Origin of the sequence: Leisingera sp. ANG-M1 (assembly GCF_000813745.1) — a bacterium.
Classification (GTDB): Bacteria; Pseudomonadota; Alphaproteobacteria; order Rhodobacterales; family Rhodobacteraceae; genus Leisingera.
Window position 1 is genome coordinate 152425 of the sequence record NZ_JWLC01000014.1, and the last position, 20024, is coordinate 172448.

Below are 20024 nucleotides of genomic sequence, written 5' to 3' on the forward strand. Positions count from 1 at the left end.
CGCGGCGCCGGGCCCAACCGGGCCTGCTGCATCTTTGATGCAGCTTGGGCCGGGCGGGAGTGCCGCCCTGCCCCGCTTCAGCGCATGCGGCTGACGATGACCGTGACTTCCGGCTTCTTGCCGATTTCTGCCTGAGCTGTCTGGCGGGTGATCCGGCGCAGCTCCTGCTCCAGCTTGTCGTCATCGCGCAGGGTCTTGGCGCCTGCGCGCATCAGGAACTGATTCAGATCCTCTTCCAGCACTTCGACCAAGGCGGCGTTGGAGGTGCCGGTCTCTGCCAGCCCCTTCAGATCGCACCAGGGCTCGCCCAGCGGCTCGTCGTCCTCGTCCAGGATCACCGTCACTACCACATGGCCATTGAGCGCCATACGGATGCGGTCGCGGACAATGCCGTCCATCGCGCCGTATTTAACCGAACCGTCCAGATAGGTGCGGCCGGTTTCGATCCACTCGGTGACTTTCGGCGCATCGCCCGACAGATCCATCATCATACCGTTCACGACCACTGCGCTGGGGATGCCCTTGGCTTCGCCCAGGCGGGCGTGCTGGCGCAGGTGGCGGTGCTCGCCGTGCATCGGGATCAGCATCTTCGGCTTCAGCAGCTCATGCACCTTTTCCAGATCCGGGCCATTGGCGTGACCGGAGACGTGGTAGAGGCCAGAGCTGTCGTCGACCACATCCACGCCTTTTTCGGAAAACTGGTTGATGATGCGGATGACGCCCTTCTCATTGCCCGGAATGGTTTTGGAGGAGAACAGGAAAGTGTCACCCTCCTTCAGCTCCAGTCCGCGGTATTTGCCGCGCGCGAGCTGCGCGGTGGCAGCACGGCGTTCGCCCTGGCTGCCGGTGGTGATCAGCATCAGGTTGTCGCGCGGAATGTCGCCTGCGTCCTCGGGGCTGACCACCTTGGGGAAGTCCGTCAGCACGCCGGTCTCCGTCGCCGCCTCGATCATCCGCCGCATGGCGCGGCCCAGGAGAACCACGGAACGGCCTGCCCGCGCACCAGCCTCAGCCAGGGTTTTCACCCGCGCGACGTTAGAGGCAAAGGTGGTGGCCGCAACCATGCCCTTGGCTTCGGAAATCAGCTTGGTGATTTCTTCCGGCAGCTCGGATTCCGAGCGGCCCGGATGCTGCGAGAACACGTTGGTGGAATCGCAGACCAGCGCCTGGATGCCATCCTTGGCGATCTCCGCCCACATCTCCGGGTCAAAGGGCTCCCCCACCAGCGGGTCGGGGTCCAGCTTGAAGTCGCCAGTGTGCACCACCCGGCCAGCCGGGCTGTCGATCACCAGCGCGCCGCTTTCGGGGATCGAGTGGCTCATCGGGGCAACGCCCACGGTGAAGGGGCCAAGCTTGGTCACTTCCGGCCAGGCTTCGACCGTGTGGACGTTGGCCGTGTCGTGGCCCGCCTCTTCCATCTTGCGCCGGGCCAGGTTGGCGGTGAAGGGGCGCGCGTAGACGGGCACGTTCAGTGCCGAGTACATATGCGCGATGGCGCCGATGTGGTCCTCGTGGCCATGGGTGATGAAGATCCCTTCCAGCCGGTCTGCGCGTTCCTTCAGCCAGGTCATGTCCGGCATAATCAGGTCCACGCCGGGGGTGGTGTCCATATCCGGGAAGGTCACGCCCAGGTCCACCAGGACCAGGCGCTCCTTGTCCTGGGCTCCGAACCCATAGACATAGGCATTCATGCCAATTTCTCCCGCCCCGCCAAGGGGCAGGTAGATCAGTCGTTCACTGCTCATACGTCAGTTCCGTTTTCCTTATTGTATTTATGGATGATCTGCAGGCCATGCATGGTGAGGTCGTCCTCAAAGGCATCAAACAGATCGGCAGATTGCTGGAATAATGGCGCCAGCCCGCCTGTTGAGATTACTTTCATCGGCACGCCGCGCTCAGCCTTGATCTGGGCGCAGATCTCACGGACGAGACCGACATAGCCCCAGAACACGCCGGCCTGCATGCAGGCGACGGTGTTGGTGCCGATGACGTTGTCGGGTTTGGAAATATCCACATGCGGCAGCGCGGCGGCTGCCTGGTGCAAAGCTTCGAGGCTGAGGTTCACACCCGGCGCAATCACCCCGCCGATATAGGCGCCATCCTCGGCCACCACGTCGAATGTGGTGGCGGTGCCGAAATCCACCACGATCAGATTGCCGCCATGCTGGTCAAAACCCGAAACGGTGTTGACCAGCCGGTCCGGGCCGACGGCTGTGCCCTCGTCCACGCGGACGGCAACCGGCAGCAGACAGTCCGGTTTCCCCACCACCAGCGGCCGTGTGTTGAAGTAGCGGTCCGCCAGCACACGCAGGTTGAACACCACCCGCGGCACGGTGGAGGAGATGATCATGTCGGTGATGTTTGCCTCGATCCCCTGCAGCTTCATCAGGGTGCTGAGCCAGACGTAGTACTGATCCGCCGTGCGCTGCCATTCGGTGGCGGTGCGCCACAGGCCGATGAACTTCTCACCGTCGTAGATCGAGAAGACCGTGTTGGTATTGCCGCAATCAACTGCCAGAAGCATGGGGCTCCCCCGCCTAGAAATAGATGTCCGCCGCAGGGATGCTGACGCAGCCCTTGGCGGTGTTTAGGACAAGGTTGCCGCTGGCGTCCACCGTTTCAAAGGTGCCTTCGGTCTCTGACGCAGCGGTGCGGGCGGTGATCACTTCGCCCAGTTTCGCGGCACGCTCCAGCCAAGCGGTGCGGATCGGCTCGAAACCATAGGTGGAGAACTGCTGCTCGTAGCGGGCAAAGGCTTCGGCTACGGCCTCGAGGAAGGTTTCCGGATCAACCTGCACGCCTGTCTCGGCCATCAGCGAGACCGGGTAGACTGCTCCGGGCTCCAGCCACTCCTGCATCGGGGTTTCCACCAGATTGACGCCGATGCCGACAAACAGGTGGTTCACCCCCTGCCCGCGTCCAGCACTTTCCAAAAGGATACCGGCCAGCTTGCCGCCCTTCATCAGCACGTCGTTGGGCCATTTCAGCGACAGGCCTTCGCTGCGGCCCGTGACCGCGACGCAGGCGTCATAGACCGCCAAGGCTGCTACAAAACTGCGCAGCGCTGCCTGATCCGGCGCGCCTTCGGGCCGCATCACCAAAGTGGCGGCAAAGTTGCCCTTGGGGTCTTTCCAGTCGCGGCCGCGGCGGCCGCGCCCTTGGGTCTGGCGCAGGGCCAGAATCCATTCCGGGCCTGCCAGATCATCGGCGATGCGGGCGGCCTCGTTCAGGGTGCTGTCAACCTCGGCAAGCACCCGTTTTCCGTATCCTGCTGGCCAGCTCATGCGCGCTCCTTAAGTGCGAAAAGGCCCGGTCGCAAGACCGGGCCTCCTTAGCCTGCTGAAAAGCAGATCAATTTACAAGGGTTGCTGCGGCTGCAGCGGCGGCGCCGTCGATGCCGAACTGGTAGACCACACCCACCAGCATCAGCGCGGCGGAAGCCATCAGAGCAAGCGTCAGAACCGGCGAGCCCTTCGCTTCGACATCATCTTCACCAGTGCCGAAGTACATGTAGAATACGATGCGCAGGTAGTAGAAGGCGCCGATGACAGAAGCGACGGCAGAGGCAATGACCAGCGTCATGAGGCCCGCATCGACACCAGCCTGCCAAACACCGAATTTAGCAAAGAAGCCGAGCATCGGCGGCACGCCTGCCAGCGAGAACATCAGGACCAACACCGCCAGGGCCTTGCCCGGTTCGCGCGAAGCAAACTGGTTCAGGGCCAGGATGTCGGTCACCGGCTTGCCGTCTTTCTCCAGCATCAGGATGAAGGAGAAGGTACCGATGTTCATGGTGACGTAGATCGCCAGGTAGACCAGCATCGCGGTGACGCCTGCCTCGGTGCCCGCGGCCAGGCCGATCATCGCATAGCCCATGTGGGCAATCGACGAGAAAGCCATCAGGCGTTTGATGTCGCGCTGGCCGATTGCCGCGATTGCGCCTAGGAACATCGACAGCACCGACAGCACCACGATGATCTGCTGCCAGTCGGAGATGGCACCGCCGAAGGCGTCAAAAAGCACGCGGGCGAACAGACCCATCGCGGCCACTTTCGGCGCGGTGGCAAAGAAAGCCGTGACCGGGGTCGGCGCGCCCTCATATACGTCGGGGGTCCACATGTGAAAGGGAACCGCCGAAACCTTGAAGGCCATGCCGGAAATCATGAACACGAGGCCAAACAGCATGCCGATGGACATGGACCCATGCTCCGCAACCTGGATGATGCCCGCGAACTGGGTGGTGCCGGCAAAGCCGTAGACCAGCGAGGCGCCGTAAAGCAGCAGGCCGGAGGACAGCGCGCCCAGTACGAAATACTTGAGGCCCGCCTCGGTCGATTTGACGCTGTCGCGGCGCATGGCGGCCACGACATAAAGCGACAGCGACTGCAGCTCGAGCCCCATGTAAAGCGCCATCAGGTCGCCTGCAGAGACCATCATCATCATGCCGACGGCGGCCAAGGCCACCAGGATCGGGTATTCGAACCGCAGCATGCCGCGGCGTGCCATATAGTCCTGGCCGACCAGCAGCACGGCCGCAGCGCCCAGGAGCAGCGCCACCTTGGCAAAGCGCGAGAAGCCGTCGTCGATGAACATGCCGTTGAAGGCGGTCTGGGTACCCGCGCCGGAGGTGCCGATCCAGACGGCGACCACAGCCAGCAGGGCTGCAGTGCTCCAGACCAGCGGAACCGCCAGCTTGTCCTTGCCGGTGTAGACCGCACCGATCAGCGCGCCCATGGCGTAAAGCGCCAGAACGATCTCTGGCAGGATTACAGTAAGATCAGCTTGGATCATCTGCCTGATGCTCCCTTAGTGCGAAGCAATCTGGGTCACGGCGGGCGCAGTGTCCGCAGCAGCCAGAGACTGGTTGAAGTTTGCGATCAGCGCCTCGGTCGAGGGGCTGATGATGTCGGTGACCAGCGACGGGTAGACACCCAGCAGCAGGGTCATGACCACCAGCGGCGCAAAGACAAAACGCTCGCGCGCGGACATGTCCTTAATGCCCATCAGGCTGCCCTTGATCAGGTCGCCGAATACCACCCGGCGGTAGAGCCACAGGGCGTAGCCGGCCGAGAAGATCACACCGGTTGCTGCCACTGCAGTGACCCAGGTGTTTTTCTGGAAGGCGCCCATCAGGGTCAGGAATTCACCGACGAAGCCCGAGGTGCCCGGCAGGCCGACGTTGCCCATGGTGAAGAACATAAAGACCAGCGCGTATGCGGGCATCCGGATCACCAGACCGCCATAGGCGTCGATGTCACGGGTGTGCATGCGGTCATAGATCACACCGACACAGAGGAAGAGCGCGGCGGAGATGAAACCGTGCGACAGCATCTGGAAGATAGCGCCGTCGATGCCCTGCTGGTTGGCGGCAAAGATACCCATGGTGACAAAACCCATGTGCGCCACCGAGGAATAGGCGATCAGCTTCTTCATGTCCTCCTGCACCATCGCCACCAGCGAGGTGTAGACCACCGCAATCGCCGACATCCACAGAACCACATCGGTCATCACGTCGGCGCCGACCGGGAACATCGGCAGTGAGAAGCGCAGGAAGCCGTAGCCGCCCATTTTCAGCAGGATCGCCGCCAGCACCACGGAACCCGCTGTCGGCGCCTGCACGTGTGCGTCCGGCAGCCAGGTGTGCACCGGCCACATCGGCATCTTCACCGCGAAGGAAGCAAAGAAGGCCAGGAACATCAGCGTCTGCGCGCCGCCCACGATGTGCAGCCCCAGCACGTCAAAGGACGCGGCCGAGAAGCTGTGGGTCAGCAGAGTCTCGATATCGGTGGTGCCGGCATCCACATACATGAAGACCATCGCCACCAGCATCAGAACCGAGCCGAAGAAGGTGTAGAGGAAGAATTTGAAGGAGGCGTAGATCCGTTCCTTGCCGCCCCAGATCCCGATGATCAGGAACATCGGAATGAGGCCTGCCTCGAAGAACAGGTAGAACAGCACCAGGTCCAGCGCCATGAAGACGCCCAGCATCAGGGTCTCCAAGAGCAGGAAGGCGACCATGTATTCCTTCACACGGTCCGTGACCGACCAGCTGGCCAGGATGGTCAGCGGCATGATGAAGGTGGTCAGCATCACAAACAGCACCGAGATGCCGTCGACGCCCATCTTGTACTTCAGGCCAAAGATCCACTCCCGGTCCTCAACGAACTGAAAGCCGGTGTTGGCGGGATCGAACTCGAAATAGATGCCCAGGCTCACCAGGAAGGTGATCGTGGTAGCAAAGAGCGCAACATATTTGGCGTTGCGCTGCGCCGCCTTATCCTCGCCGCGCAGGAACAGGGCCAGGATGGCCGCCGCGAGCGCCGGGATGAAGGTGACAATAGAAAGGAGATTGTCCATCAGTGCGCTCCTCCGCCGATCGACATCCAGGTGACCAGGGCTGCAATGCCCAGCACCATCCAGAAGGCATAAGTGAAGATGTACCCGGACTGTGCGCGTCCGGCGAGACGGGTGAAGAAGGGCACAACGCCCATGGCCAGGCCATTGAGGAAGCCGTCGATGGTATTGCCGTCGCCGCGTTTCCAGAAGAAGCGGCCAATGGCAATTGCCGGTTTGACGAAGATCACGTTGTAGATCTCGTCAAAGTACCACTTGTTCAAGAGGAACAGGTACAGCGGGCGCTGCTGCTCTGCCAGGCGCTTGGGCAGCGACGGGTTCCAGATGTAGAACCACAGAGCCAGTACCAGGCCTGCCACCATTGCGGCAAACGGAGACAGCTTCACCCATTTCGGAGCCGCATGCGCATCCTCCAGGATATGGTTGTCCGGCGCGATATACAGCGCGCCCTCACCCGGCTTGCCGGTAAACACATAGTGATGCTCCTCACCATGGGCTTCCGCCTCGGCCACCGGGATGCCGTAGAATTTGCCCACTTGGTCATTGTGGCCAAAGAAGCTGCTGTACCACAGCATGCCCGAGAAGATCGCACCCAGAGACAGAACGCCCAGCGGCACCAGCATGGTCCAGGGGCTTTCGTGCGCGTGGTCATGGGTGTGCTTGTCGCCGCGTGCTTCGCCATAGAAAGTGAGGAACATCAGGCGCCAGGAGTAGAAAGAGGTCATGAAGGCGGCAATCACCAGAGCCCAGAAGCCGAACATAGAACCGCCCGCATAGGCGCTTTCGATGATCGCGTCCTTGGATACGAAGCCCGCAAAGCCGACCCAGCCGCTGAGCGGGATGCCAACGCCAGTGATCGCCAGCGTGCCGATCATCATCGCGCGGAAGGTCCACGGGATCTTTTTGCGCAGCGCGCCATAGTTCCGCATGTCCTGCTCGTGATGCATAGCGTGGATCACCGAACCGGCGCCCAGGAACAGCATCGCTTTGAAGAAGGCGTGGGTGAACAGGTGGAACATCGCCGCCGAGTACATGCCGACGCCTGCGGCCACGAACATGTAGCCCAGCTGAGAGCAGGTTGAATAGGCGATCACGCGCTTGATGTCGTTCTGCACCAGGCCGACGGTGGCTGCAAAGAAGGCTGTCGCGGCGCCAAGCACGGTGATGAAGGCAGTTGCGTCAGGTGCAAACTCCATCAGCGGCGACATGCGGCAGACCAGGAACACGCCCGCGGTCACCATGGTGGCCGCGTGGATCAGCGCCGACACAGGGGTCGGGCCTTCCATCGCGTCCGGCAGCCAGGTGTGCAGGATCAGCTGCGCCGATTTGCCCATGGCACCGACGAACAGCAGGAAGGCCAGCAGGTTCGCCGCGTTCCATTCGGTCCACAGGAAGGAGACCTGGGTTTCCGCCAGCGTGGGGGCAGCGGCAAAAATGTCGGACAGGTTGATGCTGTCGGTCAGGAAGAACAGGCCGAAGATCCCCAGCGCAAAGCCGAAGTCGCCGACACGGTTCACGATGAAGGCTTTCATCGCCGCGGCATTGGCCGTGGGCTTGCGGTAGTAGAAGCCGATCAGCAGGTAGGAGGCGACACCAACGCCTTCCCAGCCAAAGAACATCTGCACCAGGTTGTCGGAAGTCACCAGCATCAGCATCGCGAAGGTGAAGAACGACAGATAGGCAAAGAAGCGCGGCTTATAGCTTTCGCCCTCTTTCCACTGCGGGTCATGGTCCATGTAGCCGAAGGAATAGAGGTGCACGAGCGAGGACACCGTGGTGATCACGATCAGCATGATCGCGGTCAGACGGTCCAGGCGGATCGCCCAGTCGGTGGACAGCGTGCCGCTTTCAATCCAGCGCAGGATCTGGATGGTCTCGGTCTGCCCGTCAAAGGTCAGGAAGGTGATCCAGCTGAGCAGTGCGGCCAGAAACAGCAGCGCCGTGGCGGTTACTGTGGCGGCTTTCTCGCCGATCATCTTGTGGCCGAAGCCGCAGATGATCGCGCCAACCAGCGGGGCGAAGAGGAGGATGGTTTCCATGTTTCTTTAGCCCTTCATCACGTTGACGTCTTCGACGGCGATGGTGCCGCGGTTGCGGAAGAAACAGACCAGGATCGCAAGGCCGATGGCGGCCTCAGCCGCGGCCACGGTCAGCACGAACAGGGTAAAGACCTGCCCCACCAGATCCCCCAGGAAGCTGGAGAAGGCCACCAGGTTGATGTTCACCGCCAGAAGCATCAGTTCGATGCTCATCAGCAGGATGATCACGTTCTTGCGGTTCAGGAAGAGCCCGAAGATGCCGATGACGAACAGCGTCGCCGCGACGGTCAGATAATGTTCAAGTCCGATCATTGGATCAAAGCCCCTGCCCCGGTTTCACGTCCTTGAGCTCCATCGCCGCGGCCGGGTCGCGCATCATCTGGGCAACCACGTCCTGGCGCTTGACGTCCTGGCGGTGGCGCAGCGTCAGCACAATCGCGCCGATCATCGCCACCAGCAGGATCAGGCCTGCCAGCTGGAACAGAAGGAAATATTGATCATAGATGATGAGGCCCAGGGCCTCGGTGTTGTGGCGGTCGGCGGGCACCGGATTGGCCAGCAGCTCGGGCGCCTTATGGGCGGTTTCCCAGACGCCGAAGGCCATCACGAACTGCATCAGGATCACCAGGCCGATCAGCAGCGCCAGCGGCATGTATTTTGCCATCTCCGCCTTCAGCTCAGCAAAGTCCACATCCAGCATCATCACCACAAACAGGAACAGCACCGCGACTGCGCCCACGTAGACGATGACCAGCAGCATGGCGACGAACTCCGCCCCCAGCAGCACAAACAGCCCGGCCGAGGAAAGGAAGGCCAGAATCAGCCACAGTACCGAATGCACCGGCTGGCGGCTGATCACGGTGAACAGCCCGCCGGTGATGGCGCTGATGGCGAAGAGGTAGAAGGCAAAAACGCTCATGTCTCATCGTCCCTTTTGTCGTCCATGGCCTCTTGCGCCAGATCCAGCGCCCGGTTCATGGCCGGGATGCCGGCAAAGACCGACATCTGTCCGATCGTTTCCACGATCTCTTGTTTCTTGGCGCCTGCTTCCAAAGCGTGGCGCACGGTCTGGCGCACGGCACTGTCAGCCTGTGCGCCCTGCATTGTCAGCCCGGCCAGTGTCAGCAGCAGCCGGGTTTTGGCATCCAGCCCGTCCTTGTTGACGGTGTTGCCGAACATCATTTCCATGACCTCTTTGGGCATGGTCGGCCACAGGGCCTCGAACCCTTTCGGAGAAAAGCTCTCCAGCGCCGGGTTCAGCGCCTTGGCCATCTCCTGGGCCTGGGCCATCATGGCCTCAAAAGGGTTCTTGGGATCGGTCATCGGTACGGCGCGTCGATTTCCAGGTTGCGGGCAATCTCGGCTTCCCAGCGCTCGCCGTTGGCCAGGAGCTTTTCCTTGTCGTAGAACAGCTCTTCGCGGGTCTCGGTGGCAAACTCGAAGTTCGGGCCTTCGACGATCGCATCCACCGGGCAGGCTTCCTGGCAGAAGCCGCAGTAGATGCATTTGGTCATGTCGATGTCATATCGCGTGGTGCGGCGGCTGCCGTCCTCGCGCGGTTCCGCGTCAATGGTGATCGCCTGCGCCGGGCAGACAGCCTCGCACAGCTTGCAGGCAATGCAGCGCTCCTCGCCGTTCGGATAGCGGCGCAGCGCGTGCTCACCGCGGAAGCGGGGCGACAGCGGGCCCTTCTCGTGCGGGTAGTTCAGGGTGGCCTTGGGCGCGAAGAAATACTTCAGCCCCAGTTTGAAGCCGACCCAGAAATCCTGCAGCAGGAAGTATTTGGCGGCGCGGGTATAGTCGATGTTCGCCATCGGTCAGCCTCCCACGGTCCAGCGGGCGAAGATGCCCCAGAACCAGTCAAATTTTGCAGCAAAGGACACGAAGACCACCCAGGCCAGCGAGAACGGCAGGAACACTTTCCAGCCCAGGCGCATCAGCTGGTCGTAGCGGTAGCGCGGGGTGATCGCCTTTACCATTGCGAAGAGGAAGAAGAAGAACGCCATCTTGCCAACCATCCACAGGACGCCATCGGGCAGGCCCGGGATCGGGGACAGCCAGCCGCCGAAGAACAGCAGGGTTGTCAGGGCGCACATCAGGAAGATGGCGATGTATTCGCCGGCCATGAACAGAAGGAACGGGGTGGCCGAGTATTCCACCTGGTAGCCCGCCACCAGTTCCGATTCCGCTTCCGGCAGGTCGAACGGCGGGCGGTTGGTTTCCGCCAGCGCCGAGATGAAGAACAGGAAGACCATCGGGAAATGCGGGATCCAGTACCAGTTCAGCAGGCCCAGATCGCCGTCCTGCGCGCGCACGATGTCGCCGAAGTTCATGGAACCGGTGGAGATGATCACGCCGATGATGATCAGGCCGATGGACACCTCGTAGGAGATCATCTGCGCAGCAGAGCGCAGCGAGCCCAGGAACGGGTATTTCGAGTTCGACGCCCAGCCGCCCATAATCACGCCGTAGACCTCAAGCGAGGAGACGGCGAAGACATAAAGGATGGCGACGTTGATGTCCGACAGAACCCAGCCGTCGTTGAAGGGGATCACCGCCCAGGCGATCATCGCCAGCACGAAGGACGTCATCGGCGCCAGGATAAAGACCGTGCGGTCGGCGCCGGCCGGGATCACTACCTCTTTCACCACATATTTCAGCGCGTCGGCCACCGATTGCAGCAGGCCGTAGACGCCCACCACGTTCGGGCCCCGGCGCATCTGGACTGCGGCCCAGATCTTGCGGTCCCCGTAGACGAGGAACAGGAGCGAGATCATCACAAAGGCAACAACTGCAAGCACTTGCGCCAGGATCAGAACAGCGATGCCGCCTGGAGTGTTAAAGAAATCAGCCATAGGTCCTCACACCGTGGGTATTCCGTTCTCCGCGCAATCCGCGACCACGACTTCGGCGTCGATGGTGCGCAGGCCGCGCGGAAGAGAGGGCGAAATCAGATAAACCGCATCAGCGGTCCGGCTGCCCCCTGCCTGTTTCGTTGTTGTGCGCACATGGCGCGCAAACCCGTAGCCCCGGATCAGCGCGTATTGCGCGGCGGCGCATTCCGCATAGTCATCAAGGTGTTCCTGCACGGCCGCGCCGCGCATGGAGACGTGAAATTGCACCAGATCGCCCTCCAGCAGGCTGGTTTCCACCCCTTCGTATACCGGGGCGGGCCGCTCACCTTCGCTGCCGGGCGCCATTGCGCAAGCGGCCAGCAGGAAGGGTGTTATGAGGGCGAAGCGGATCATTCGGCGGCCAGGGCTCCAGTTTCGCGGGCTTTCACGCCGGCCGAAAGCTCCGCCATCAGCTGGGATGCGCGGGCAATCGGGTTGGTCAGGTAGAAGTCGCGGACCGCGGGCAGGAAATCGGCCTTGCCAAGCTTGTCCTGCTCCAACGCTTCGCCTTCCTTTTCGGCTACTTCGTCGATCTTCGCCAGATGCGGCACTTCGGCAACCAGGGCCTGGCGCAGCTGGGCCAGCGAGTCATACTCCAGTTTGGCATCCGCTTCGGCGCTGAGCGCACGCAGAATGGCCCAGTTTTCCTTGGCCTCACCCGGTGCAAAGCTGGCGCGCATGGCCAGCTGCGGGCGGCCCTCGGTGTTTACAAACAGGCCGTTTTCCTCGGTGTAGGCCGCGCCCGGCAGGATCACGTCGGCGCGGTGCGCGCCGCGGTCGCCGTGGGAGCCCTGGTAGATCACAAATGCACCAGCGTCGATTTCGACCTCATCAGCGCCCAGGTTGTAGATCACCTCAGCCCCGTCGATGGCGGCAGCCATGCCGCCCTCGGTCACCGCGCCGATGTCCATCGCGCCAACACGGGAAGCCGCGGTGTGCAGGACCATGAGCTTGGAACCGGTGTCTTCGGCCAGTTTCTGCGCCGCGGCCAAAACCGCCAGGCCATCGGCTTCGCGCAGTGCGCCCTGCCCCACGATCACCACAGAGGGCGCATCCTTGACGGCGCCGTATTCCTTGCCCAACAGGCTTTCCAGCGCGGCACGGTCGGTGCCGACATGGGCATATTCATAGGTCAGGTCCACCGGCTGGCCGACCAGGCCAACCTGAGCGCCGTTCAGCCAAGCCTTGCGGATGCGGGCGTTCAGTACCGGCGCCTCGTCGCGCGGGTTGGTGCCGATCAGCTGGATGAACTTGGCGTTGTCGATATCCTCGACTGTGGCAGTGCCGGAGTAGCCCGCGCGGTTGCCTATCGGCAGGCGGGCGTTGTCGGTGCGGCATTCCACCTTGCCACCCAGCCCTTCGACCAGTTGTTTAAGAGCGAAAGCTGCCTCGACCGGCACCAGATCGCCAATCAGGCCCGCGACCTTTTTGCCCTTCATAGCGTTTGCGGCTGCTGTCAGAGCTTCCGGCCAAGTTGCTGGCTTCAGCTTGCCGTCAACCCGCACATAGGGGCGGTCCAGGCGCTGGCGGCGCAGGCCGTCCCAGACAAAGCGGGTCTTGTCGCTGATCCATTCCTCGTTCACGCCGTCATGGTTGCGCGGCATGATGCGCATCACTTCGCGGCCCTTGGTATCGACGCGGATGTTCGAGCCAAGCGCGTCCATCACGTCGATGGTTTCGGTCTTGGTCAGCTCCCACGGACGGGCGGTGAAGGCGTAAGGCTTGGAGGTCAGCGCGCCAACCGGGCAGAGGTCGATGATATTGCCCTGCAGGTTCGATTGCAGCGTCTGGTTCAGATAGGAGGTGATCTCAGCATCTTCGCCGCGCCCGGTTTGGCCCATCTGAGTGATGCCCGCGACCTCAGTCGTGAAACGGACGCAGCGGGTGCAGGAAATACAGCGGGTCATGGTGGTGGAGACCAGCGGGCCGAGGTCCAGATCATCCACCGCGCGCTTGGCTTCCTTGAAGCGGCTGCCCGACAAGCCATAGGCCATCGCCTGGTCCTGCAGGTCGCACTCGCCGCCCTGGTCGCAGATCGGGCAGTCCAGCGGGTGGTTGATCAGCATGAATTCCATCACGCCTTCGCGGGCCTTCTTGACCATCGGCGAGTTGGTTTTCACCTGCGGCGCCTGGCCTTCGGGGCCGGGGCGCAGGTCGCGCACCTGCATGGCGCAGGAGGCTGCGGGCTTGGGCGGGCCGCCAACGACCTCCACCAGGCACATGCGGCAGTTGCCGGCAATCGACAGGCGCTCGTGGTAGCAGAAGCGCGGGATCTCGACACCGGCCTCCTCACAGGCCTGGATCAGGGTCATCGCCCCATCCACCTCGATCTCGGTTCCGTCAATGTTGATCTTGCGGAGGTCAGACATGGTCTATTTCGCCCTCAGTAACACGCCGATCGCGCTGTTCTTTTCGATTTCCGCGCGGCCATAGGCGCAGAAGGTTTCCGGTTGGCCGTAGTCAACGCCGTTTTGCGCAAGGAGCTTCTCTCCCTTGGCGCGCATCCGGGCCTTTTCGACATCAGAGTCGATGTAGGCGCGGATTTCCGCGTCCGAGTAACCCAGCTCGTTGGCCCGCGCCTTGAGCCGGCGCAATTCGCCCAGCCCTTTCAGGTAACGCGGTGCGATCCGGTCGCAGTGGTCGGCCACTTCCTTGGCGACAGCGACGGCAAACAGCGGGTCTTCGATTTCCTGCACTTCGCGCAGCGAAGGCTTGGCAAGCGCCGCGGCAGGCAGGGCAACAACAGTGGACAGGGCAATGGCAATCACGGCACGCATGGCTAGGATCTCCTTCATGATGGAGATGCCACTGCGCAAACGCAGCGCGCTGCTATTCAATAGCAGCCGGGCTTTCAGACCCGGATATGCCCGAATTCCGCTCACGGATTGCAGGTTCCCTGGAAGATGGCGCGCCCATCCGTGAGTGTCAGCTGGGCCTCTTCGTCCATCGGGTCGGCAACCCAGGCAATCTTGGACGAGCCGTAGTTCTGCACGCAATACTTGGTGCCGCCATGCGCCGCAGCCTCGCGTGCGCCCTTAATCGAGCGGCCGGCGTTTTTGATCTCAATGGAGAACGTGGCCGGATCCGTTTTCTTGTCGATTGGTTTCGCTTTAACCTTGAAGGGCACCCCGTCATAGACGGGCCGGTTGCTGGTAGCGGTTGAACCGCAAGCCGCGAGGGCTGCCACGGCCACAAGGCCGGCAATAGGAAAAAATTTCATTCCCGTGGTCCCGTTACGGAGCCTGCAAATGAGGCCCGCTCGTTTATTGGTTGCCAGGCCGCTCAAAACACTGCCGCCAAAGTCAAAAGCGCCAAGCCGCCCATGCAAGCCCAGCCGATAACATAAAATACAGAGCGCAGCCCGCCATGCGGTTTGCCGCTGCCTTGCAGGTGAATCAAGATCATGATCACCCGCGAGACAAGTGCCAGCGAGGCCAGCAGGTTGACCCAGAACGGTGCCGCACCTGCCAGGATGGCCGCCAGGGTTACGGTCAGGAACGCCGGCAGCGTCTCGCAGCCGTTCAGGTAGGCCCGGTTCAGGCGATAGGCCTTTTCCGCATAGTCTTCTTCCGGCGTGGCCCCCGGAGCGAGACCCGCCTTTTGCTTGGCAAGTGCCGAGAACGGCGACAGCGCCAGGATGATCAGGGTAAAGATCACCAGCGCAGCCAAAGCGTGGGAGTATGCGGAGAAGGCTTCCATCGGTTACTCAGCCGCCATCGCGCCCATACGGCCAGTCTTTTGAGCCTTGATACGGTCTTCGATTTCCTCGCGGAAGTTCTTGATCAGGCCCTGGATCGGCCAGGCCGCCGCGTCGCCAAGAGCGCAGATAGTGTGGCCTTCGACCTGCTTGGTCACGTCCCACAGCATGTCGATCTCTTCCAGCTCGGCCTCGCCCTTCACCAGGCGGTCCATGACGCGCATCATCCAGCCGGTGCCTTCGCGGCAGGGGGTGCACTGGCCGCAGCTTTCGTGCTTGTAAAACTTGGACAGGCGCCAGATTGCCTTAATGATGTCGGTCTGCTTGTCCATCACGATCACCGCCGCGGTGCCAAGGCCAGAACCAAGCTCGCCGCGCAGGTAGTCGAAGTCCATGATGGCGTCGCGCATGTTTTCGCCGCGCACACACGGGACGGAGGAGCCGCCGGGGATTACGGCCAGCAGGTTGTCCCATCCGCCGCGGATGCCGCCGCAATGCTTTTCGATCAGCTCTTCAAAGGAGATCGACATCGCTTCTTCAACAACACAAGGGTTGTTGACGTGGCCGGAGATCGCAAACAGCTTGGTGCCTGCGTTGTTCTGACGGCCGAAGGAGGCAAACCAGTCTGCACCGCGGCGCAGGATGGTGGGCACCACCGCAATGGATTCCACGTTGTTCACAGTGGTCGGACAGCCGTAAAGGCCTGCGCCTGCCGGGAACGGAGGCTTCATCCGGGGCATGCCCTTCTTGCCTTCAAGGCTTTCGATCAGCGCGGTTTCCTCGCCGCAGATATAGGCCCCTGCACCGTGGTGCAGGAACACGTCGAAATCCCAGCCTGAACCGGCTGCGTTTTTGCCCAGGAGGCCTTGGTCATAAGCCTCATCAATGGCCGCCTGCAGCGCCTCGCGCTCGCGGATGTATTCACCGCGCAGGTAGATGTAGCAGGTATGCGCGTTCATCGCGAAAGAGGCGATCAGCGCCCCCTCGATCAGCGTATGCGGATCATGGCGCATGATTTCCCGGTCCTTGCAGGTGCCGGGTTCGGATTCGTCGGCGTTGATCACCAGGTACGCCGGGCGGCCGTCGCTTTCCTTGGGCATGAAGGACCATTTCAGACCCGTGGGGAAGCCCGCGCCGCCGCGGCCGCGCAGACCGGAATCCTTCATGGTCTGAATGATCCAGTCGCGGCCCTTTTCGATCAGCCCTGCGGTGCCGTCCCAATGGCCGCGCGCCTTGGCGCCCGCCAGAGTGCGTTCGTGCATGCCGTAGAGGTTGGTAAAGATCCGGTCCTGATCCTTCAGCATGTGTGCCTACCTTTGGCTGTTTTGGCGCATGCGCCAGAGTTGAAATATGTTGACCAAGGCATAGATCATGCCTGCCAGCGCGGCGAAGTCGAACAGCAGCGCAAAGCGCCCCGGCAGCCCCAGCATGGGGCCGATGAACAGCGACAGCACGACCCACAGCGAAATGGTCCCGGCAATCACAAGCGCGATGTGCCGGCCCTTAGCTGCGATAGCCTGGTCCTGTTCCTTGCTCATCTGTTCCCTATCACCCGGACGCGGCCCCGCTGGGCCGCCCCCTCATCAGTCTTCTTCTTCGTAGAGGCCTTCGTCCTTGGCTCGTTTGGCGAATTCGGTTTCATCGCCAACCTGCAGCCGCTTGGCCTGTTCGATCCAGCCGTCGCGTTGAATGCGCCCCTTGAACTTGAGCCGCGCATCGACCCAGGCCACCTCGGCCTCGGTCCAGTCGGCAATCTGGTCAAAGTGGAAGAAACCCAGATCGTTGAGTTTCTCTTCCAGCTTCGGCCCCACGCCTTTGAGCAGCTTGAGGTCATCCGGCAGGCCGCCACGGGCTTCTTTCAGAACTTCCGGCTCTTTTTCTTCGGCAGCAGGAGCCTCTTCTTTCTTCACTTCCGCCGCCTGCTTAACGGCGGGCTTCGGCGCCTCGGGAGCTTTGGGCGGCGCATCCGCGGCAGCACGTCCAGCCACAACACCGTCTTTGCCGACCCAGGGGGTCAGCAGCGGCACTTCATCGCCCTGGATGCGCTTGACGCCGTCCTTGATGTCCATCGCCAGCTGCACCGATGCATTGTACTGGGTTTTGCCGCTGTCAAACTCGGTCAACGAGGTAAGGCCCGATTTCGGCTCAGCCGCATAACGGCCGTTCTGCGGGCCCGGTGCCACGACCTTGCCTGCGGCCAGATCGTCCAGCAGCTTGGTAAAGCTCTCGACGGTCAGGTCTTCGTAGTAATCCTTGCCGATCTGCGCCATCGGAGCGTTGGTGCAAGCACCCAGGCACTCGACCTCTTCCCAGGTGAACTTGCCGTCCGCCGACAGGGTGTGCGGCTTCTCGGCGATCTTTTCCTTGCAGACCGCAACCAGGTCCTCGGCGCCGCAGATCATGCAGGACGTGGTGCCGCAGATCTGAACATTGGCAACAGAACCGGTCGGTTGCATCTGGAACATGAAGTAGAAGGAACAAACCTCCAGCACCCGGATATAGGCCATGCCAAGCATGTCGGCGATGTGCTCAATCGCGGGTTTGGTGACCCAGCCTTCCTGCTCCTGCGCACGCCACAAAAGCGGAATGACCGCGGAGGCCTGGCGGCCCTCAGGGTATTTAGTGATTTGCGCCTCAGCCCAGGCCTGGTTGGCCGGGGTGAAGGCAAAGCTGTCGGGTTGTTCAGAGTGCAAACGACGGAGCATTACTTCACCTTCACCCAAGTGCATTCAGAGTTGCTTTTGTACATCAGAGCACGTTTCTGGCGGCCGCTGCCCAAGGTAAAGAGCGGCTCGAAACCGTCCAATTCAACCTTGTCTTTACGCTTACAACCTTGACGCGCCGTTTTCTGCAGGCCCTCAAACGTCGAAAAAATGACCGAATGGGAGGCCGCATCCACGGAATTTTTGGGCGGCGATTGCAGCAATCTGACAAGATTGGCATTTTTTGCGCTGCGCAGGTCGGAGCATGCATCCTGCTTGATCAAGCAGTGTTTGCCCGCTGCAGCAGCCGAGCCTGCCGCAAAAACGAGACCAAGTGCGCAAACGGAGAGAATTGTCTTCAACGGTCAATCTCCCCGAACACGACGTCCATGGTGCCGATGATGGCGGCGACGTCGGCCAGCTGGTGGCCCTTGGCAACGTGGTCCATCGCCTGCAGGTGCAGGAAGCCCGGCGCGCGGATCTTGGAGCGGTAGGGTTTGTTGGACCCGTCTGCCACCAGATAGACGCCGAACTCACCCTTGGGCGCCTCGACGGCGGCGTAAACCTCGCCAGCAGGGACGTGGAAGCCTTCGGTGTAAAGCTTGAAATGGTGGATCAGGCTTTCCATCGAGGTCTTCATGTCGCCGCGCTTGGGCGGGGTCAGCTTGCCGCGGGCCAGCACGTCGCCGGTGGCTTCGCGCAGCTTGTGGATCGACTGGCGGATGATCGACAGCGACTGGCGCATCTCTTCCATGCGGCAGAGGTAGCGGTCATAGCAGTCGCCGTTCTTGCCAACCGGGATCTGGAAGTCGAATTCATCGTAGCATTCATAGGGCTGCGCGCGGCGCAGGTCCCAGGCGAGGCCGGAGCCGCGCACCATGACGCCCGAGAAGCCGTATTTCTGAATGTCGTCCTCGGTCACCACACCGATGTCGCAGTTGCGCTGCTTGAAGATGCGGTTTTCGGTCAGAAGGCCGTCGATATCGTCGAGAACGCGGGGGAATTCGATCGCCCATTCCTCGATATCGTCGATCAGCTGGTCCGGCAGGTCCTGATGCACGCCGCCAGGGCGGAAGTAGGCCGCGTGCAGGCGTGCGCCGCAGGCCCGCTCGTAGAAAATCATCAGCTTTTCGCGCTCTTCAAAGCCCCAGAGCGGCGGGGTCAGCGCGCCGACGTCCATCGCCTGCGTGGTGACGTTCAGCAAGTGGTTCAGGATGCGGCCGATTTCCGAATAGAGCACCCGGATCAGCTGGCCGCGGCGCGGCACCTCGGTGCCGGTCAGCTTTTCGATGGCCAGGCACCAGGCGTGTTCCTGGTTCATCGGCGCCACGTAATCGAGGCGGTCGAAATACGGAAGGTTCTGCAGGTAGGTGCGGCTTTCCATCAGCTTTTCGGTGCCGCGGTGCAACAGGCCGATATGCGGGTCGCAGCGCTCGACGATCTCGCCGTCAAGCTCCAGCACCAGACGCAGAACGCCGTGTGCCGCAGGGTGCTGCGGGCCGAAGTTGATGTTGAAGTTGCGGATCTTCTGCTCGCCGTTCAGCGCGTCAACGCTGCCGTCGTCAAATTTGGAGCCGTCCATCATTTTGAACCTCCATGCGCCTTTTGGCGCGCCGGCACGCGGATACGCACACCTTCAGATTTCTTGAAAAAGGGCACAGCCGCGCCCAGCAGCGCCGCGCAGCCCGCCAGCAAAGCACCCGCTTCGGCCAGAGGTTCAAACCACATCAGCTTGCCTCCTCTTTCTTCTCGTCGCCCGGCAGGATGTATTCGGCACCTTCCCAGGGGCTCATGAAGTCGAATTGGCGGTATTCCTGCACCAGTTTCACCGGTTCATAGACCACGCGCTTCTGCGCCTCGTCATAGCGGACCTCGGTATAGCCGGTGGTCGGGAAGTCCTTGCGCAGCGGATAGCCGCGGAAGCCGTAGTCGGTGAGGATCCGGCGCAAGTCCGGATGGCCTGTGAACAGGATGCCGAACATGTCGTAGACTTCGCGTTCGAACCAGTTGGCCGAGGGGTGCACAGCGACAATCGAGGGCACCATCTCATCCTCGCGGATCGAGGCGCGCAGGCGGATCCGCTGGTTCCGGTACATCGACAGGAAATGGTAGACCACGTCGAACCGTTTGCCGCGCTCGGGGTAGTCGACCGCGGTGATGTCGACCAGGGTCGAAAACTTGCAGTTCGGGTCGGCCTTCAGGAACTCCGCCAGGCCGGCGATATTCGCAGGGGCGACATCGATGTTGAGTTCGTCAAAGGCAACATCCCAGGCCACCACGCAATCGGGACGCTTGGCTTCGATTTGGGCGCCGAGTTCTTTCAGTGCTTCGCTCATCT

23 protein-coding genes are annotated in these 20024 nt (G+C 61.9%); all 23 read right to left on the reverse strand.

Annotated elements, in window-relative coordinates:
* Positions 1-77: 77 nt before the first annotated feature.
* On the reverse strand, positions 78-1745 hold the full coding sequence (locus RA19_RS13110) for a ribonuclease J (RefSeq protein ID WP_039163220.1): 1668 nt from the start codon (positions 1743-1745) through the stop codon (positions 78-80).
* Positions 1742-2524 (reverse strand): type III pantothenate kinase, encoded by a 783-nt coding sequence (locus RA19_RS13115; RefSeq protein WP_039163222.1) that lies wholly within the window; start codon positions 2522-2524, stop codon positions 1742-1744. Before RA19_RS13115 ends, RA19_RS13110 begins: the two co-directional genes overlap by 4 nt.
* Before the next feature lie 13 nt (positions 2525-2537).
* Positions 2538-3284 (reverse strand): biotin--[acetyl-CoA-carboxylase] ligase, encoded by a 747-nt coding sequence (locus RA19_RS13120; protein WP_039163224.1) that lies wholly within the window; start codon positions 3282-3284, stop codon positions 2538-2540.
* 67 nt (positions 3285-3351) lie between these two features.
* Complete coding sequence (nuoN, locus tag RA19_RS13125) at positions 3352-4791, reverse strand: NADH-quinone oxidoreductase subunit NuoN (RefSeq protein WP_039163226.1); 1440 nt, start codon at positions 4789-4791, stop codon at positions 3352-3354.
* 15 nt (positions 4792-4806) lie between these two features.
* Positions 4807-6357: an NADH-quinone oxidoreductase subunit M gene (locus tag RA19_RS13130; protein WP_039163229.1), complete on the reverse strand. Its 1551-nt coding sequence runs from the start codon at positions 6355-6357 to the stop codon at positions 4807-4809.
* Positions 6357-8393, reverse strand: coding sequence for an NADH-quinone oxidoreductase subunit L (nuoL, locus tag RA19_RS13135; RefSeq protein WP_039163231.1), 2037 nt, complete (start codon positions 8391-8393; stop codon positions 6357-6359). The genes RA19_RS13130 and nuoL overlap by 1 nt, the downstream gene beginning before the upstream one ends.
* Before the next feature lie 6 nt (positions 8394-8399).
* On the reverse strand, positions 8400-8705 hold the full coding sequence (gene nuoK, locus RA19_RS13140; RefSeq protein WP_008553673.1) for an NADH-quinone oxidoreductase subunit NuoK: 306 nt from the start codon (positions 8703-8705) through the stop codon (positions 8400-8402).
* 4 nt (positions 8706-8709) lie between these two features.
* On the reverse strand, positions 8710-9312 hold the full coding sequence (locus tag RA19_RS13145) for an NADH-quinone oxidoreductase subunit J (RefSeq protein WP_039125916.1): 603 nt from the start codon (positions 9310-9312) through the stop codon (positions 8710-8712).
* Positions 9309-9716, reverse strand: coding sequence for a carboxymuconolactone decarboxylase family protein (locus RA19_RS13150; RefSeq protein ID WP_039163233.1), 408 nt, complete (start codon positions 9714-9716; stop codon positions 9309-9311). Before RA19_RS13150 ends, RA19_RS13145 begins: the two co-directional genes overlap by 4 nt.
* Positions 9713-10207, reverse strand: coding sequence for an NADH-quinone oxidoreductase subunit NuoI (nuoI, locus tag RA19_RS13155; RefSeq protein WP_039163235.1), 495 nt, complete (start codon positions 10205-10207; stop codon positions 9713-9715). Before nuoI ends, RA19_RS13150 begins: the two co-directional genes overlap by 4 nt.
* A gap of 3 nt (positions 10208-10210) precedes the next feature.
* Entirely contained in the window at positions 10211-11248 is a 1038-nt protein-coding gene (gene nuoH / locus RA19_RS13160) for an NADH-quinone oxidoreductase subunit NuoH (RefSeq protein ID WP_027237100.1), read from the reverse strand.
* A 6-nt stretch (positions 11249-11254) separates the two neighbouring features.
* Positions 11255-11641, reverse strand: a complete 387-nt coding sequence (locus RA19_RS13165) for a hypothetical protein (RefSeq protein ID WP_039163237.1) — start codon at positions 11639-11641, stop codon at positions 11255-11257.
* Positions 11638-13656 carry an NADH-quinone oxidoreductase subunit NuoG gene (gene nuoG / locus RA19_RS13170; protein WP_039163239.1) on the reverse strand — a complete coding sequence of 673 codons (2019 nt, stop codon included), beginning with the start codon at positions 13654-13656 and terminating at the stop codon, positions 11638-11640. The genes RA19_RS13165 and nuoG overlap by 4 nt, the downstream gene beginning before the upstream one ends.
* A 3-nt stretch (positions 13657-13659) precedes the next feature.
* Complete coding sequence (locus RA19_RS13175; protein ID WP_039163241.1) at positions 13660-14064, reverse strand: DUF5333 domain-containing protein; 405 nt, start codon at positions 14062-14064, stop codon at positions 13660-13662.
* A 101-nt stretch (positions 14065-14165) separates the two neighbouring features.
* The gene (locus tag RA19_RS13180; protein WP_039163245.1) at positions 14166-14507 is read right to left on the reverse strand and encodes a hypothetical protein; all 342 of its coding nucleotides are present in this window, start codon (positions 14505-14507) and stop codon (positions 14166-14168) included.
* A 62-nt stretch (positions 14508-14569) separates the two neighbouring features.
* The gene (locus RA19_RS13185; protein WP_039163247.1) at positions 14570-14986 is read right to left on the reverse strand and encodes an MAPEG family protein; all 417 of its coding nucleotides are present in this window, start codon (positions 14984-14986) and stop codon (positions 14570-14572) included.
* Between the two features lie 3 nt (positions 14987-14989).
* A complete protein-coding gene (gene nuoF / locus RA19_RS13190; protein WP_039163249.1) occupies positions 14990-16288 on the reverse strand; it encodes an NADH-quinone oxidoreductase subunit NuoF in 1299 nt (432 codons plus the stop codon).
* A 6-nt stretch (positions 16289-16294) separates the two neighbouring features.
* Positions 16295-16522: a DUF5337 domain-containing protein gene (locus tag RA19_RS13195; protein WP_039125924.1), complete on the reverse strand. Its 228-nt coding sequence runs from the start codon at positions 16520-16522 to the stop codon at positions 16295-16297.
* A 45-nt stretch (positions 16523-16567) separates the two neighbouring features.
* Entirely contained in the window at positions 16568-17689 is a 1122-nt protein-coding gene (gene nuoE, locus RA19_RS13200) for an NADH-quinone oxidoreductase subunit NuoE (protein ID WP_039163251.1), read from the reverse strand.
* Positions 17689-18048 (reverse strand): hypothetical protein, encoded by a 360-nt coding sequence (locus RA19_RS13205; protein WP_152615761.1) that lies wholly within the window; start codon positions 18046-18048, stop codon positions 17689-17691. Before RA19_RS13205 ends, nuoE begins: the two co-directional genes overlap by 1 nt.
* Positions 18045-19268, reverse strand: coding sequence for an NADH-quinone oxidoreductase subunit D (locus tag RA19_RS13210; protein WP_193748270.1), 1224 nt, complete (start codon positions 19266-19268; stop codon positions 18045-18047). The genes RA19_RS13205 and RA19_RS13210 overlap by 4 nt, the downstream gene beginning before the upstream one ends.
* Complete coding sequence (locus tag RA19_RS27000) at positions 19268-19414, reverse strand: hypothetical protein (RefSeq protein ID WP_193748271.1); 147 nt, start codon at positions 19412-19414, stop codon at positions 19268-19270. Before RA19_RS27000 ends, RA19_RS13210 begins: the two co-directional genes overlap by 1 nt.
* Positions 19414-20022, reverse strand: coding sequence for an NADH-quinone oxidoreductase subunit C (locus RA19_RS13215; RefSeq protein WP_039163262.1), 609 nt, complete (start codon positions 20020-20022; stop codon positions 19414-19416). The genes RA19_RS27000 and RA19_RS13215 overlap by 1 nt, the downstream gene beginning before the upstream one ends.
* Positions 20023-20024 lie beyond the last annotated feature (2 nt).